This window comes from Pseudomonas sp. 910_23, assembly GCF_052850795.1.
In genome coordinates this window covers 163386-176852 of the sequence record NZ_VXCZ01000009.1, presented here as the reverse complement: position 1 = coordinate 176852, position 13467 = coordinate 163386, and the positions used below count along the sequence as shown (strand labels likewise).

At 60.3% G+C, this 13467-nt stretch carries 11 protein-coding genes; 7 read left to right on the top strand and 4 right to left on the bottom strand.

Annotated elements, in window-relative coordinates:
- The first annotated feature begins 58 nt into the window (after positions 1 to 58).
- The 3 genes from FW800_RS13600 to FW800_RS13590 all read left to right on the top strand — a co-directional run bounded on the left by FW800_RS13600 (position 59) and on the right by FW800_RS13590 (position 4570).
- On the top strand, positions 59 to 2515 hold the full coding sequence (locus tag FW800_RS13600) for a membrane-bound PQQ-dependent dehydrogenase, glucose/quinate/shikimate family (RefSeq protein WP_446437799.1): 2457 nt from the start codon (positions 59 to 61) through the stop codon (positions 2513 to 2515).
- Between the two features lie 329 nt (positions 2516 to 2844).
- A complete protein-coding gene (locus FW800_RS13595; protein WP_005791677.1) occupies positions 2845 to 3582 on the top strand; it encodes a TSUP family transporter in 738 nt (245 codons plus the stop codon).
- A gap of 31 nt (positions 3583 to 3613) precedes the next feature.
- Entirely contained in the window at positions 3614 to 4570 is a 957-nt protein-coding gene (locus tag FW800_RS13590) for a TauD/TfdA family dioxygenase (protein WP_446437798.1), read from the top strand.
- An 84-nt stretch (positions 4571 to 4654) separates the two neighbouring features.
- On the opposite strand, the gene hrpB is transcribed toward FW800_RS13590, so the two are convergent.
- Positions 4655 to 7165: an ATP-dependent helicase HrpB gene (gene hrpB / locus FW800_RS13585; RefSeq protein ID WP_446437797.1), complete on the bottom strand. Its 2511-nt coding sequence runs from the start codon at positions 7163 to 7165 to the stop codon at positions 4655 to 4657.
- 543 nt (positions 7166 to 7708) lie between these two features.
- Between hrpB and FW800_RS13580 the strand changes: the two genes are divergently transcribed.
- On the top strand, positions 7709 to 8128 hold the full coding sequence (locus FW800_RS13580) for a hypothetical protein (protein WP_005791686.1): 420 nt from the start codon (positions 7709 to 7711) through the stop codon (positions 8126 to 8128).
- 9 nt (positions 8129 to 8137) lie between these two features.
- Positions 8138 to 9031 (top strand): cation diffusion facilitator family transporter, encoded by an 894-nt coding sequence (locus FW800_RS13575; protein WP_032879326.1) that lies wholly within the window; start codon positions 8138 to 8140, stop codon positions 9029 to 9031.
- On the opposite strand, the gene FW800_RS13570 is transcribed toward FW800_RS13575, so the two are convergent.
- Complete coding sequence (locus FW800_RS13570) at positions 9028 to 9984, bottom strand: DUF6515 family protein (RefSeq protein WP_032879324.1); 957 nt, start codon at positions 9982 to 9984, stop codon at positions 9028 to 9030. The genes FW800_RS13575 and FW800_RS13570 overlap by 4 nt on opposite strands.
- A gap of 416 nt (positions 9985 to 10400) precedes the next feature.
- Between FW800_RS13570 and FW800_RS13565 the strand changes: the two genes are divergently transcribed.
- Positions 10401 to 10880: an Lrp/AsnC family transcriptional regulator gene (locus tag FW800_RS13565; RefSeq protein ID WP_003194418.1), complete on the top strand. Its 480-nt coding sequence runs from the start codon at positions 10401 to 10403 to the stop codon at positions 10878 to 10880.
- Positions 10881 to 11077: 197 nt separating this feature from the next.
- Positions 11078 to 11287: a DUF2788 domain-containing protein gene (locus FW800_RS13560; protein WP_025999909.1), complete on the top strand. Its 210-nt coding sequence runs from the start codon at positions 11078 to 11080 to the stop codon at positions 11285 to 11287.
- On the opposite strand, the gene FW800_RS13555 is transcribed toward FW800_RS13560, so the two are convergent.
- Complete coding sequence (locus FW800_RS13555) at positions 11282 to 11914, bottom strand: pseudouridine synthase (RefSeq protein WP_248129878.1); 633 nt, start codon at positions 11912 to 11914, stop codon at positions 11282 to 11284. The genes FW800_RS13560 and FW800_RS13555 overlap by 6 nt on opposite strands.
- A gap of 71 nt (positions 11915 to 11985) precedes the next feature.
- The gene (gene amn / locus FW800_RS13550) at positions 11986 to 13458 is read right to left on the bottom strand and encodes an AMP nucleosidase (protein ID WP_164699529.1); all 1473 of its coding nucleotides are present in this window, start codon (positions 13456 to 13458) and stop codon (positions 11986 to 11988) included.
- Between the last annotated feature and the right edge of the window lie 9 nt (positions 13459 to 13467).

The window sequence follows — 13467 nt, the reverse complement described above, 5'->3', positions numbered from 1 at the left end:
GCAATCATGCGCGCCGCTCGGACTCGGATCCGTAACGAATCGCACAGGGATGGTGGCCATGAACGAAAGGACGTTGGGTAGTGCAGCGGGAGTCTCAAACCTGCTGTTCGGGGTGTACAACACAGTGGTTGCCCTGCTTGGCGTGATGCTGGCCTATAAAGGCGGCGTGCTGATGGCCGCGGGCGGGTCACCCTATTACGCGATGATGGGCACCGCGCTGTTGTTATCGGCCATCCTCTTGGGCCTGAAAAAGTCCTTGGGCCTCTACCTTTATGGCGCAGCCTCTGTGGCCACCTATGCCTGGGCGGTGTGGGAGTCTGGTTACGATGGCTGGGCCTATATTCCACGCCTGGCCTGGCTGGCGGTTCTCAGCGTGCCGTTCCTGGCGTTCTGGCCCGTGGTACGGCGTGATTTTGCCAACGTCAGAAAAAGTCATTACTTCACCGTTATGGGTGTGCTGCCGCTGGTGATGGGGGCTACCATCCTGGTGCCGCTGTTCTTCCCGAAAAGCGTTCACCTTGCCGACTCGGCGCTCGCCACCACACGCCCCGCCGCCGCCTTCAGCCGCAGTTCTATCGCCTCTCCAGACGGCAATATTGCCGCGTCACACACCGAGACCAACTGGACCGCCTATGCAGGCTCCAACCTGGGCAACCACTATTCAGCCGCGTCGCAAATCACGCCTTCGAATGTGTCGGGCCTGGTCAAAGCCTGGGAATACCACCACGGCGACGTGAAGCAACCCGGTGAGAAAACCAAGTACTTGAACGAAGCCACGCCGATCAAGGTGGGTAACTCGCTCTACACCTGCACCCCCAAGCAAATCATCATTTCCCTGGATGCCACCACTGGAAAGGAGAACTGGCGATTCGACTCCAAAGTCGACCCGGACTACTTCGCCAATGGCGGCGCCTATTGCCGTGGTGTCTCTTATTTCGAAGTCCCCAATGCCAGTGGCTTGTGCGCCTCGCGCATCATTTGGGGCACCAATGATATTCGCCTCGGCGCGGTAGACGCCCTGACCGGCCAGGCGTGTCCCGACTTCGGCAACGCAGGCTTTGCGGATTTGAAAGACGGGCTGGGCATTTTCAGAAAAGGTTCGACGGGTATCACGTCTGCCCCTCTGGTCATTCGCGGGGTGGTGATCACCGGTGGCCGAGTACTCGACTCGGATGTGCGCCCTGCCCCCTCGGGCGTGGTGCGCGCCTACGATGCAGTAACCGGCAAACAGAAGTGGGCCTGGGATTTGGGCCGGCCAGACACCAACGCCCCCGCGGGTAACAACGAGACCTACACCCTCAGCACCCCCAACTCGTGGGCACCGCTGTCGGCCGACGATGAACTTGGCCTGGTGTATGTCACCACCGGCAACGCAGCGGGCGACTTCTATGGCGGCACCCGCACAGCACAAGAAGACACGTTCAGCTCGTCCCTGGTCGCACTGGACGCCACCACCGGTAAAGTCCGCTGGCACTTCCAGACAGTCCACCATGATCTATGGGACTACGACCTGAGCCCGCAACCCAGCCTGATTGATTTTCCGACGGCTGCCGGGCCACGCCCGGCCGTGATCCAGGCGACCAAATCCGGCCAGTTGTTCGTGCTTGACCGCGCCACCGGCGAACCACTGGTGGATATCGTGCAAGCTCCTGTCCCACAGGGCACCGCCCCGGGAGACTACACCGCAGCCACCCAGCCACTGTCCCCTGATATGCCGAGCACCATGGGGCGTCCATCGAAAACACCGGAAGTACTGACCGAAGCCAATGCCTGGGGCCTGACGCCTTTCGATCAGATGCAATGTCGCCTCGAATTTCGCCAGGCACGCTACGAAGGGATCTTCACCCCGCCGGTCGTGGGCCAGCAAAGCCTGATCTTCCCCGGCCATCATGGCGGCTTGAACTGGGGCGGTGTGATGGTCGACCTCAAGCGAGGGCTGCTGATCATCAATAACCAACGCCTTCCTTATATGCAGGGGCTGGTACCACGCGAACAGCTCGACGCCATCAATGCCAAGTCGTTCCAGGAGTCGCCGGGCAACGCCCAGGGCTTCCGCGTCCAGGCCGGGCTACCTTACGGCGCGATTAAAGACCCGTGGATGTCATCCCTGGACCAGCCATGCATTGCGCCACCCTGGGGTTTCATCGCCGGTATCGACCTGCGCACTCGCGATGTCGTGTGGAGCCGCCCGTTCGGCACAGGCTATGACAGTGGACCTTGGGGGATCGCCTCCAAGATGCGCTTCGAAATCGGTACGCCGAGTGATGCAACGGGCGTGACAACCGCTGGCGGCGTGACGTTCATCGGCGCCGCTATTGACCGGTTCATGCGGGCTTACAACAGCGAAAGCGGTGAGCTGCTCTGGGAAGAACGCCTCCCGGCAGGCAATCAGGCTTCGCCCTTGACCTACATGAGCCAGGGTCGACAGTACGTGGTGGCGGTGGTTGGCGGTCATGACCGAATCCCAACCAAGTTAGGTGACAGCATCATCGCCTGGGCCCTGCCTGAGCAGTAAATCGAGTGCTGCAAGAGAGGCTCGCTATGACCGTATCGGTGGGTAAAACATATACAAGTTCTACCCCCTCAGTCATGGCGTAGTTTCTGGCACGTGTCGCATCACTTCAGAGTGATGACAGGCTAATGACTTATCGCAGGAAGTTTATAAGTAGCGGCCATCACTGCTGCCCTTTATTCACGTAGCAATACCCACTTCTACGCCAGATTCAAAGCGCCTGACTCTCTCAGCGCGCTCGCAGGCGATTGCGCCCGGTTTACTCACCTGATGAGAAGCCTGCGCATCGATATATACGCTTTACGCTTTATAAAATTGGATAGGAATTAACAATGCTCGAACTTTCTGATGGTTTGTATCTATTGGTGGGCGTCAGTTTTATTACGTCATTCATGACGGCTGCCATTGGCGTGGGCGGCGGGATTGGACTGCTTGCGGTTATGCCTCAATTCATCCCCATTTCTGCGGTTGTACCGGTTCACGGCTTGATTCAAATGGTCAGCAACGCCAGTCGATTCGCGTTTGACTTCAAAAGTGCAAAAGTGGAAATCCTGCCTAAATACGTTATCGGCTGCCTGGTCGGCGCGTTCATCGGTTACTTCTTCATCGGCAAATTTCCCGAGCAATATTTATCACTGATTCTCGGCTTCTTCATCCTGGCCATCACCTGGACCAAGATCGTCGCACGCCTGGGTTTTATATTTAAAAACTTTGCCCTGGTGGGCTTTTTTCAAACCTTCCTTTCACTGTTCGTGGCCGTAACCGGTTTGATATCGCAGCCCATCCTGATGAAGATGAATATTAATAAAAACGAAGTAATTGTCACCCACGCCATGCAAATGAGCGTACTGCACGGGCTCAAGGTCGCCGCCTTTGTTATTGCAGGTTTTGCGTTCATGGATTACGCCAACCTGATCATCATCATGATTACCGCCTCTACATTGGGTTCGTACCTGGGCGGCTTTCTCAGAGACCGTATATCGCAGCGTGTCGGCGCAATGCTGTTAAAGGCAGGGGTGACGTTTTTTGGTTTGAAGATGATCTTCGATCATTTTTTCAACGGCCTGTAAAAAGTTCTTCCAATAAAACAAGGAGCGTGAAATGAGCATACGTAAGTTTGATTTTTTTGAAACCAAAGAAATCTCAACGTTTCTGAAAGAGTATGGATATTGCGTTATCAAGCCCCAAGACCACTCTCTGGAAGCCTTTAGAGAGACCGCCGGCAAGTTTGGGCTGATTCAGTTTCATACCAAGTCCGATGAACACGGTGTGGTGGGCGGTGGCGAGCCGATCAACAAGGACTGGCAACGCTTCAAGGATGATTATCATGGCGAACTGTCGAGCGATTTTTTCCCGCATACCGATGGGTCATTCTTGAATGGCATCGCCTACGTAGAGGGCACTGCGAAAAAAATCACGCCACCCAAATTCGTCATTCTCCAGTGCGTTTCAAAGCCTGAATTTGGCGGCGACAACTTCCTGGTGGATGGGCAGAAAATCTACAATGACCTGCTTGCCAATAACGCCGAGACATTAAAAATTTTGATGACCAGCGGCAGTGTTACTTACTGCCGCGACGACTTGTTGTCCATCGATTGCGCCGTCTTTGAAAAAATCGATGACGAAACGTTAAGAATTCGCTACCGGTATGACAGCACTGCGTTTATTCCCGAATGGGCCAGCGCGGCGTTTAAATACATCCAGACCCACTACTCCACCAACGAGCGTTACATTACCCCCATCAGCCTTGAGCCAGGGGACATTCTGGTGATGGATAACCTGCGGGTCCTGCATGCCCGGCATAAATTCATCGATGGCAACCAGCAGAGAAAAGTAAGAAGGCTGTGGATCGCTGATGACGCGAGCACCACATTCAAGAACATCCTGGATCAGTCCCCTGTGCGCAGGGCCATGCTGCCCTTTCAGAACTACAATATTGCCCAGTCTGAAACCGCCGGGCATTCGTTCATCGAGTACACCTGCGGCATCCACACCCAAACGAGCAAATCGTTGCCAAACGCGCATAAGCAATTTGACAGTGCGCTTGAAGCGCTTTAAGCCCTTCAAGACAACCACCTTGCTCTGATTCAAAGCTTTCAGGTAACCCCCCAGTCATCAAAACGACTGGGGAGTTACTTACACTCAAGGCTTTCTGGGTTTGATCCGGGCCGTCGCTTCGGCCACCAACGGATCATCCGGCCAGTAATGCTTGGGGTAGCGCCCTTTCAAATCCTTCTTCACCTCGGCGTAGGTACTGCGCCAGAAGTTCGCCAGATCCTGCGTGACCTGCACCGGCCGCCGCGCCGGGGACAGCAGGTGCAACTTCACGGCCAGGCGCCCGCCGGCGATACGCGGGGTGTCTGCCAGCCCGAACAATTCCTGCAAGCGCACCGCCAGGATCGGCGGCTGCTCGCTGTAGTCCAGGCGTACCGATGACCCCGACGGCACCTTCACATGCTGCGGCGCCAACTCTTCCAGGCGTTGGGGCAATGGCCAGGGCAACAGGTTGTGCAGGTAGCTGGAAATATCCAGGTTGGCGAAATGGCTGAGGCGCGAGACCTTGCCCAGGTAAGGCATCAACCAGTGTTCGAGGCTGGCGAGCAGGGCCTTGTCGCTGATGTCGGGCCACTCGCTGGTGTTGCCGGCGTCGAGTTGGCGCAGGAGCATCACACGGGCTTGCCACTGACGCAGTTCCGGAGTCCAGGGCAGCAGTTCCAAGCCTTTGCGGCGCACCAGGTTGACCAGCGCCTGGCTGCGGGCGGATTCGTCGAGGCCGGTCAGGGGTTCGCGGCTGAGTACCAGTTCACCGACTTTGCGTTGGCGCTCGGCACGCAAGACGCCTTCGCGTTCGTCCCAGTCGAGTTGGTCGACATTGCGCACTTGCTCGGCCAGCACGGTGTCGAACAACGCCGGATCAAAATCCGCCGCCAGGTAGATGCGTTCTTCGCGCTGGCCCTGGCGGCTGCCCAGGTCGGCGATCACCAGCCAGGGTTGTTTCATCAGGCTGTCGGCTTCGGCAAACAGCGCCGCGCGACCATTGGCCAGGCGATATTCAGCGCCACCGGGGCGACGTTGCTGGGCGACGCGGTCCGGGTAGGCCAGTGCGAGCAAGGCGCCGAGCCAGCGCGGGTGGTCGGGATTGTCCACCGGCTGGGTCGCCTTGCCGCGCAGGTAGCCACGATATTGCCGTGCCAACTGCTTGGCGCGCTGCACGCCACCCTGAGTGCCGCGTGCGCGTTCTTCACCGGCCATCAACGCCAGGCGGCTGTGCAAGTCGGCACCGCCGCCGCGCAGGATATCGCGCTCGCCCAACAGGGCTGCCACGTCACAGGCCATGGCAGCCAGCCCAAGGTCCTGGCCACGCAATAACAGATGGGCAATACGCGGGTGGGCCGGCAGCTCGGCCATCTTCTGGCCATGGGCGGTGAGGGTTGCTTCGTTCAATGCACCCAGGCGTTGCAACAGCTCCTGAGCCTGGGCATAGGCGGCGGTCGGTGGGATGTCCAGCCAAACCAACTGGCTGGGTGTCACGCCCCAGCGCGCCAGTTGCAAGGCCAGCCCGGCCAGGTCGGCGGCGAGAATTTCCGCACTGCCATAGGCGGCCAAACCGTCATGCTGGTCTTCGGACCACAACCGATAACACACCCCCGGTTCCAACCGCCCTGCCCGACCGGCGCGCTGGGTGGCGCTGGCACGGGAAATGCGCTGGGTGTCGAGGCGCGTCATGCCGCTGCCCGGGTCAAAACGTGGCACCCGCGCCAGCCCGGCGTCGATCACCACGCGCACGCCGTTGATGGTCAGGCTGGTCTCGGCGATGTTGGTGGCCAGCACTACTTTGCGCTTGCCGGCCGGCGCCGGGTCGATGGCGGCGCGCTGGGCGTTGAGGTCCAGCTCACCGTGCAGGGGGCATAAGAGCACATCAGGGCGATCACCCAAGGCCTCGGCCAGTTGCTGGTTGACCCGGCGAATCTCCGCTTGCCCCGGCAAAAACACGAGCACGCTGCCGGTCTCGTCATGCAGGGCTTCAAGGACGGTTTGCACCACGCGCGGCTCGATAAACTCCCCGGCCTGGTACGGCCGGCCCCAACGCATCTGCACCGGGAACATGCGCCCTTCACTGCGCAGAATCGGCGCGTCATCCAGCAAGCCCGCCAGGCGCTCGCCTTCGAGAGTGGCGGACATCAGCAGGATCTTCAGCGGCTGGTCGTCGCGAAACAGCTCGCGCCCGTTAAGGCTCAGGGCCAGCGCCAGGTCGGCGTCGAGGCTGCGCTCGTGGAATTCGTCGAAGATCAACAGGCCCACGCCATCCAATGCCGGGTCGTCCTGCAGGCGGCGAGTGAGGATGCCTTCGGTCACCACCTCGATACGCGTGTTGGGGCCGACTTTGCTGTCCAGGCGAATGCGGTAGCCCACGGTCTCACCGACCTTTTCGCCCAGTTCGCTGGCCAGTCTTTCGGCGGCGGCCCGGGCGGCCAGGCGCCGGGGTTCGAGCATCAGGATGGTTTGCCCGGCGAGCCACGGCTCATGCAACAAGGCCAACGGCACGCGGGTGGTTTTACCGGCGCCAGGCGGCGCTTCCAGCACGGCTTCATGGCGATGCGCCAAGGCGTCACGCAGGGCGGGTAAAACATCATCGATCGGCAACGAATTCATACTGGCTCCAAAGCAGAGCGGCGAGTATAACGGCGAACTGCCGAGTGCCGATGCGGGTCTTAAATACACCCACTCTTGGGACTGTAATGCAGCGTGGAGCTCAGCCAACAGTAACCACGATGCGAAGCGAGCCGCTTTTGCTCTTGATCTTAGGCGCCCCGTCAAACCACGCTGGCCGGAATTCGACAGGGATTTGGGGGGTAAACCGGCAGGGATGCCGGTTTACCCCCCAAATCCCTGGCGGATTACGGGCACACCGAGCCTGAGCGAGGTGCCGAGTGGTGGGGCAAGAGCGTTTTGCTCTTTTCAAAAGTGAGCCGCTGTAAAAGCGGAACCAATATCAGCCGTTACCGCAGGAATGGATATGTACTCGGTCTGATCCAGCATCCTGGCCGGCCCTGAGGCCGCCATCGGGAGCAAGCCCCCTCCCACAGTTACAGCGCCACACCACAGGAGATGTATTTATGGCTCCCACATTGGATCATCGGCGTTTGGCAGATCTGGCTTATAGTCACCCTTAAATAGTGTTCAGGAGACTTTTTCATGCGTATCGCTTCCCGTGTCATCGGCGGTGTCCTCGCCGTCACCCTGCTGAGCCAACTCACCGCCTGCGGCTCGATTTTCTACCCCGACCGCCGTGGCCAGATCGACGGCAAGATCGACCCGGCCATTGCCGTGCTCGACGCCGTCGGCCTGCTGTTCTACGTGATCCCGGGCCTGATCGCGTTTGGGGTCGACTTCGCCACGGGCGCGATCTACTACGAACCCGGCAAGACCGCCCAGGTCGCGCCCGAGAAATTGCACGAAGCCATCGGCGCCGACGGCAAGGTCGACAATGCCAAGCTGCAAAGCATCATTGAGAAGGAAACCGGCCGCAGCTTGCCGCTGGACGACCCGCGCCTGATCCAGTTCAAGGGCAGTGTGCAACAACTCGCGTCCCTGGGCCTGCAGCCCGCCGCGTAAGGACAGCCCATGACCAGCAGTCCCGAACACGCCAGGCTTCTGCGCCTGGCCACCCGCGCCTCGGTGGGCGTGGCCAGTGTGCTGATTATCACCAAGGCCATCGCCTGGTGGCTCAGCGGCTCGGTGAGTATGCTCGCCGGGCTGACCGACTCGCTGCTCGACGGCGTGACCTCGCTGTTGAATCTGCTGGCCGTGCATTACGCCTTGCGCCCGGCCGATGACGATCACCGTTACGGGCACGGCAAGGCGGAGTCGCTGGCGGGCATGGCGCAAGCCTTGTTTATTGCCGGCAGTGCGGTGCTGATTGCGCTCCAGGCCTTTGAACGGCTCAAGCACCCTGAGCCGGTCGGCGCACCGTGGCTGAGCATTGGCGTGATTATCCTGTCGCTGGCGCTGACCGTGGCCCTGCTGATGCTGCAACACCGCGTGGTGCGCGAGACCGGCTCCAACGCGGTGCGCGCCGACTCGCTGCACTACCGCTCGGACTTGCTGCTCAATGGCAGCATCCTGATTGCGCTGGTGTTGGCCGGTTTTGGCTTTCATCAGGTCGATGCCTGGTTTGGCCTGGGTATCGCCGCCTACATTCTGTGGAGCGCGATCCAGATCGCCCGGGAAAGCTTTGCGGTGTTGATGGACGAAGAGTTACCGCCAGATGTCAGCCAGCACATGCTGGAACTGGCTCGTGGCGTACCCGGCGTGCTGGGTGCCCACGACTTGCGTACGCGGGTTTCCGGCAACCACTGGTTTGTGCAGCTGCACCTGGAGTTGCCGGGGGAATTGACGCTGTCGGTGGCTCACGGCATCAGCGACCAGGCCGCCGACGCCATTCACCGGGAATACCCGAAAGCCGAAGTATTGGTGCACGCCGACCCGCTGGAAGTGGTCACCGGCAACAAAACCTAGTACTGCACCTGATACCCACGACTGCCCAGGCAGTTGCCCTGGGCCTGGCGGTAGGTTTGCACCACCGCCGGGTCCGGGGCGTAGGTGACGGTGCGCGGGTCGAAGCCGCTTTGCTGCACCGCCCAGCGATAACAGTCGTAGCCGTCCTGCTGCACCTGCGCCGGCGATTGGCCGTTGGCAGGGTAGGCCACTACGTCATAGCCGTTGCCTTGCGGCGCCGGCTGGGGTGATGGCACTTGCGCAGGAGGCTGCACCACCACGTATTGCTGGGTGCTTTGCTCATAGGCGTAGTACGCGCCAGCGGCAAGGAACAACAGCGAGCCCCCTACCCATACTTCACGCGCATAGTCCGGCAGGTAATGCACACGGATGCCATAGGGTGGCGTCACCACCACGTAGCGTGGGCCTTGGGGGCGATACCAGTAGCCGCCGGAGAAAAAGTAGTCCTGGCCACGGTAAGGCACGCGGTAATTGCGGTCGGGAAAACGGTCGATGACATAACCAGGGCGATGTTGCGGGCCCGGACCCCAGCCGTTGCCATGCCCGTCGGGGCGGCCTGGCCAGCGGTTATCACCGGGGCGATCGTTACCCGGACGCGAACCGGGGCCGCCAGCCTCCCAATGCCGATTGTCATCGGGGCGCCTGGGGATATCACGGTAATAACCCTGGCGCGGTTCCTGAGTCTGGCGCACCGTATCGGGCCGGCCCTGGATCGGCAGGTTATTGGAAGGTTGCGGCGCAGGTCGCCCTGGCTCATGACCTTGCGGGCGACCTTGCCATTGGCCACCCTCGTGCTGGCCGCCGCGATCATCCTGCGGGTTTTGTGGACGTGGCTGATTGTGCTCAGGCCGTTGACCCGGGCCCGGTGAGTTATCGCGCTCGTCGGCCATTACCTGCGTGCCGACGCTTGCCACCAGCAAACCAACACCTGCCATACGCCAGATGCGCTTCATGCTTTTCCTCACTGCGGATTAGGGCCTACACATGAGACTGGAAAAGCCTCACCCGGTTCTCACGCAGGTTATCAGTCGTGGGCACTATTTTCTCAAGGCAAAAGAAAAGGGGTGACCCGTCGGCCACCCCTTGAGAATTTCGTCCGTGCTCAACGCTTTTGACGTTGGCTCACCTCACGCCGTCTTGTGGACAGTGTGCAGCCTGGAGGCCGGCTCAACCCTGCTGGGGCGGCGGCCGCAGCGGGCCTGATTGGGCGCGCTGCTGTGGACTGTTGTCCAGGCGGTGATTCTGTTGGTAATCATAGGCGTGCCGGGCGGACAGATGATTGCGAAGATTGCGTCAATAAACAGTGCTTGCGCAATTTTTAACCCTTCATGGATAATTCACCGCAATAGTTACGACAAAGGCCAACCCAATGAGCAAGCTTGACCGATACGACCTGAGTATTTTGGCGGAATTGCAGCGCGACGCGAGGATCTCCAACCAGGAGCTGGCCGAACGCATCGGCCTGTCGCCTTCGCCCTGCTCGCGCCGGGTCAAGCAATTGGAAGACGACGGCTATATCGCCCGCCAGGTCGCCCTGCTGGATCGCAAGATGCTCGGCCTTAGCCTTACAGCCTACGTATTGATCGGCATGGACCGGCACACGCCGGAGCGTTTCGAGAATTTTGAAGCCGCCATTCGCACCTTGCCGCAAGTGCTGGAATGCAGTTTGGTGACCGGGATGGATGCGGACTACCAGTTGAAGGTGGTGGTGCCGGATATGGACCATTACCAGAAACTGCTGCTAGGCCATCTGACCCGCATCGAAGGGGTGACCAGCGTGCGTTCCAGCTTTGTGCTCAACCAGGTACTCAACAGCACCGAACTGCCGCTGACCCACCTGCGCACCTGAGAACACAGAGATTCAAATGTGGGAGGGGGCTTGCTCCCGATAGCGGTGGGTCAGTTGATAAATAACTGACTGACACTCAGTCATCGGGAGCAAGCCCCCTCCCACATTTGGATTGTGCTTCGACTCAGGTCAATGTTGCGTCTGTAACGCTGCCGTATACTGCTCGCTTGTCTTGCTGGAAGAGCCCCATGAACAACATCGACCCCGCCCTGTTTGAAGAATGGATGATGACCGGCCTGGTCACTATCCTCATCATTTTCATGGGCTTTATCGTCTGGGACCTGGCGAAGAAATCCAAGGCCGGGCGCTTTGGCTCATTCATTCTGTTTTTCGTGCTGGGCCTGGGCGTGGCCGCGTTCATCATCAAGAGCGTGGTGATCGGCTTGATCGAGTCCGGCGCTTTATAGGCGCGCCGGTACTGCTTTCCATTGGCCTTGATCCAGGCCGTCGATAGACCAGTCACCAATGCGCACGCGCACCAGGCGCAGCGTCGGCAGGCCCACCGCTGCGGTCATGCGCCGTACCTGACGGTTGCGTCCTTCCCGAATCACCAATTCCAGCCAATGGGTGGGCACGCTTTTACGAAAACGTACCGGCGGGTTGCGCGGCCATAATGCCGGCTCCTCCAGTTGCCGGGCCTCGGCAGGCAAGGTCATGCCGTCGTTCAGCTCGACGCCATCGCGCAGACGTTGCAGCTGTTCTTCGGTCGGCTCGCCTTCCACCTGCACCCAGTAGGTTTTCGCCAGCTTGTGCTTGGGGTCGGCGATGCGCGCCTGAAGCTGGCCATCGTTGGTTAACAGCAGCAAGCCTTCGCTGTCACGGTCCAGGCGCCCGGCCGGGTAAATACCGGGAATATCGATGAAGTCCTTGAGGGTCGCGCGACCGCCTTCGTCGCTGAACTGGGTCAACACGTCGAACGGCTTATTGAACAGGATCAGCTTCGGCTCGGCCGGTGGCGCCTTGGCGACACGCCGAACAGGCTGCGAAGGTTTCACGCCTGGGCGGCGCGAATCGGGACGGGTAGGACGGGACATGGCAAAGAAACATCTAACGGTCAGGACCGACAATGCTAGTGGCCTGACCGCCAAATGACCATCCCAACCGCTTAACGGAACGGCGGCTCGTCGAAACTGCGCAGTTTGCGCGAGTGCAACGAGTTGAGTTCGGTGCGCAACAGGTCGACCGCCTCGATGCCGATCTTCAAGTGCTGGCTGACCGCACGCTCGTAGAACGCGTTGGCCGAACCCGGCAGCTTGATCTCGCTGTGCAAGGGTTTGTCGGATACGCATAACAAGGTGCCGTAAGGCACGCGCAAACGGTAACCCTGGGCGGCGATGGTGCCGCTTTCCATGTCCACGGCCACGGCGCGGGACAGGTTGATCAGCGGCCGTTCCTGGGCCCAGCGCAATTCCCAGTTACGGTCGTCATAGGTCAGCACGGTACCGGTGCGCAGGCGTTTTTTCAGCTCTTCGCCTTTTTCGCCAGTGACGTGGGCCGCCGCTTGCTGGAGCGCCAACTGCACCTCGGCCAGGGCCGGGATCGGGATGTTCGGCGGTACCACGCGGTCAAGAATCCCGTCACGGCGCATATAGGCGTGGGCCAGTACGTAGTCGCCGATGGTCTGGGATTGGCGCAGGCCACCGCAGTGGCCGATCATCAGCCAGCAATGCGGGCGCAACACGGCCAGGTGGTCGGTGATGTTCTTGGCGTTGGACGGGCCCACGCCGATGTTCACCAGGGTCACGCCGTGGCCGTCACTGGCTTGCAGGTGATACGCCGGCATCTGGTAGCGATGCCAGACCACGCCGGCGGCAATCGCCGAGGCTTCGCCGTGGTCCATGCTCTTGTCGATGACCACGTTGCCCGGCAGCACCATGCGGATAAAACGCGGGTCGCTGCGCAGTTGTTCCAGGCCGTGCAGGATGAACTGGTCAACGTAGCGGTGGTAGTTGGTCAGCAGGATCCACGGCTGTACATGGCGCCAATCGCTGCCGGTGTAATGCACCAGGCGGCGCAGGGAAAAGTCCACGCGCGCCGCGTCGAACAATGCCAGGGGCAGCGGGTCGGTGTTTTCCCAGTCGTAGAGGCCATCGGCAATGCCGTCGGTGGCGGCGGACAGGTCGGTACTGGGGAATACGCGGGCCAGGGTCGCGGCGGTCACGCCGGAGCCGGCCAGTTCGTCGCCCTGCTCCACCACGTACGGGTACGGAATGTTCTGCTGGCTGACGCCCACTTCCACCGTGACGGTGAAGTCGTGCATCAGCGGCACCAGTTGCTCCAGCAGATACTTACGAAACGCGGCGGGGTGGGTCACGGTGACGCTGTAGGTACCCGGCAGTTGCACCTTGGCATATGCACGGGTGGTCTGTGGGACTTCGCCATGGCAGTGGTAGGTCAGGCGCAGTTCCGGGTAGCGAAACAGTGCACGTTGTGCGGCGTCGGGCTCGACGCGGTCCTTGAGGTATTGCTTGAGGGCTTGATTGAGCGCGCCGGTGGCTTGCTCATGCAGAGCCGCCAGCCGGTCCACGGCTTCTTCGGCGGTTTTAACGACAACAAAAGCTTCGGTCACGGTAAGCATCCTGTGTTC

Coding starts and splice junctions, on each gene's coding strand:
- hrpB (WP_446437797.1), bottom strand. CDS start 7,165: ATGAATTCGTTGCCGATCGATGATGTTTTACCCGCCCTGCGTGACGCC.
- amn (WP_164699529.1), bottom strand. CDS start 13,458: ATGCTTACCGTGACCGAAGCTTTTGTTGTCGTTAAAACCGCCGAAGAA.
- FW800_RS13570 (WP_032879324.1), bottom strand. CDS start 9,984: ATGAAGCGCATCTGGCGTATGGCAGGTGTTGGTTTGCTGGTGGCAAGC.
- FW800_RS13555 (WP_248129878.1), bottom strand. CDS start 11,914: ATGTCCCGTCCTACCCGTCCCGATTCGCGCCGCCCAGGCGTGAAACCT.
- FW800_RS13595 (WP_005791677.1), top strand. CDS start 2,845: ATGCTCGAACTTTCTGATGGTTTGTATCTATTGGTGGGCGTCAGTTTT.
- FW800_RS13575 (WP_032879326.1), top strand. CDS start 8,138: ATGACCAGCAGTCCCGAACACGCCAGGCTTCTGCGCCTGGCCACCCGC.
- FW800_RS13600 (WP_446437799.1), top strand. CDS start 59: ATGAACGAAAGGACGTTGGGTAGTGCAGCGGGAGTCTCAAACCTGCTG.
- FW800_RS13590 (WP_446437798.1), top strand. CDS start 3,614: ATGAGCATACGTAAGTTTGATTTTTTTGAAACCAAAGAAATCTCAACG.
- FW800_RS13565 (WP_003194418.1), top strand. CDS start 10,401: ATGAGCAAGCTTGACCGATACGACCTGAGTATTTTGGCGGAATTGCAG.
- FW800_RS13580 (WP_005791686.1), top strand. CDS start 7,709: ATGCGTATCGCTTCCCGTGTCATCGGCGGTGTCCTCGCCGTCACCCTG.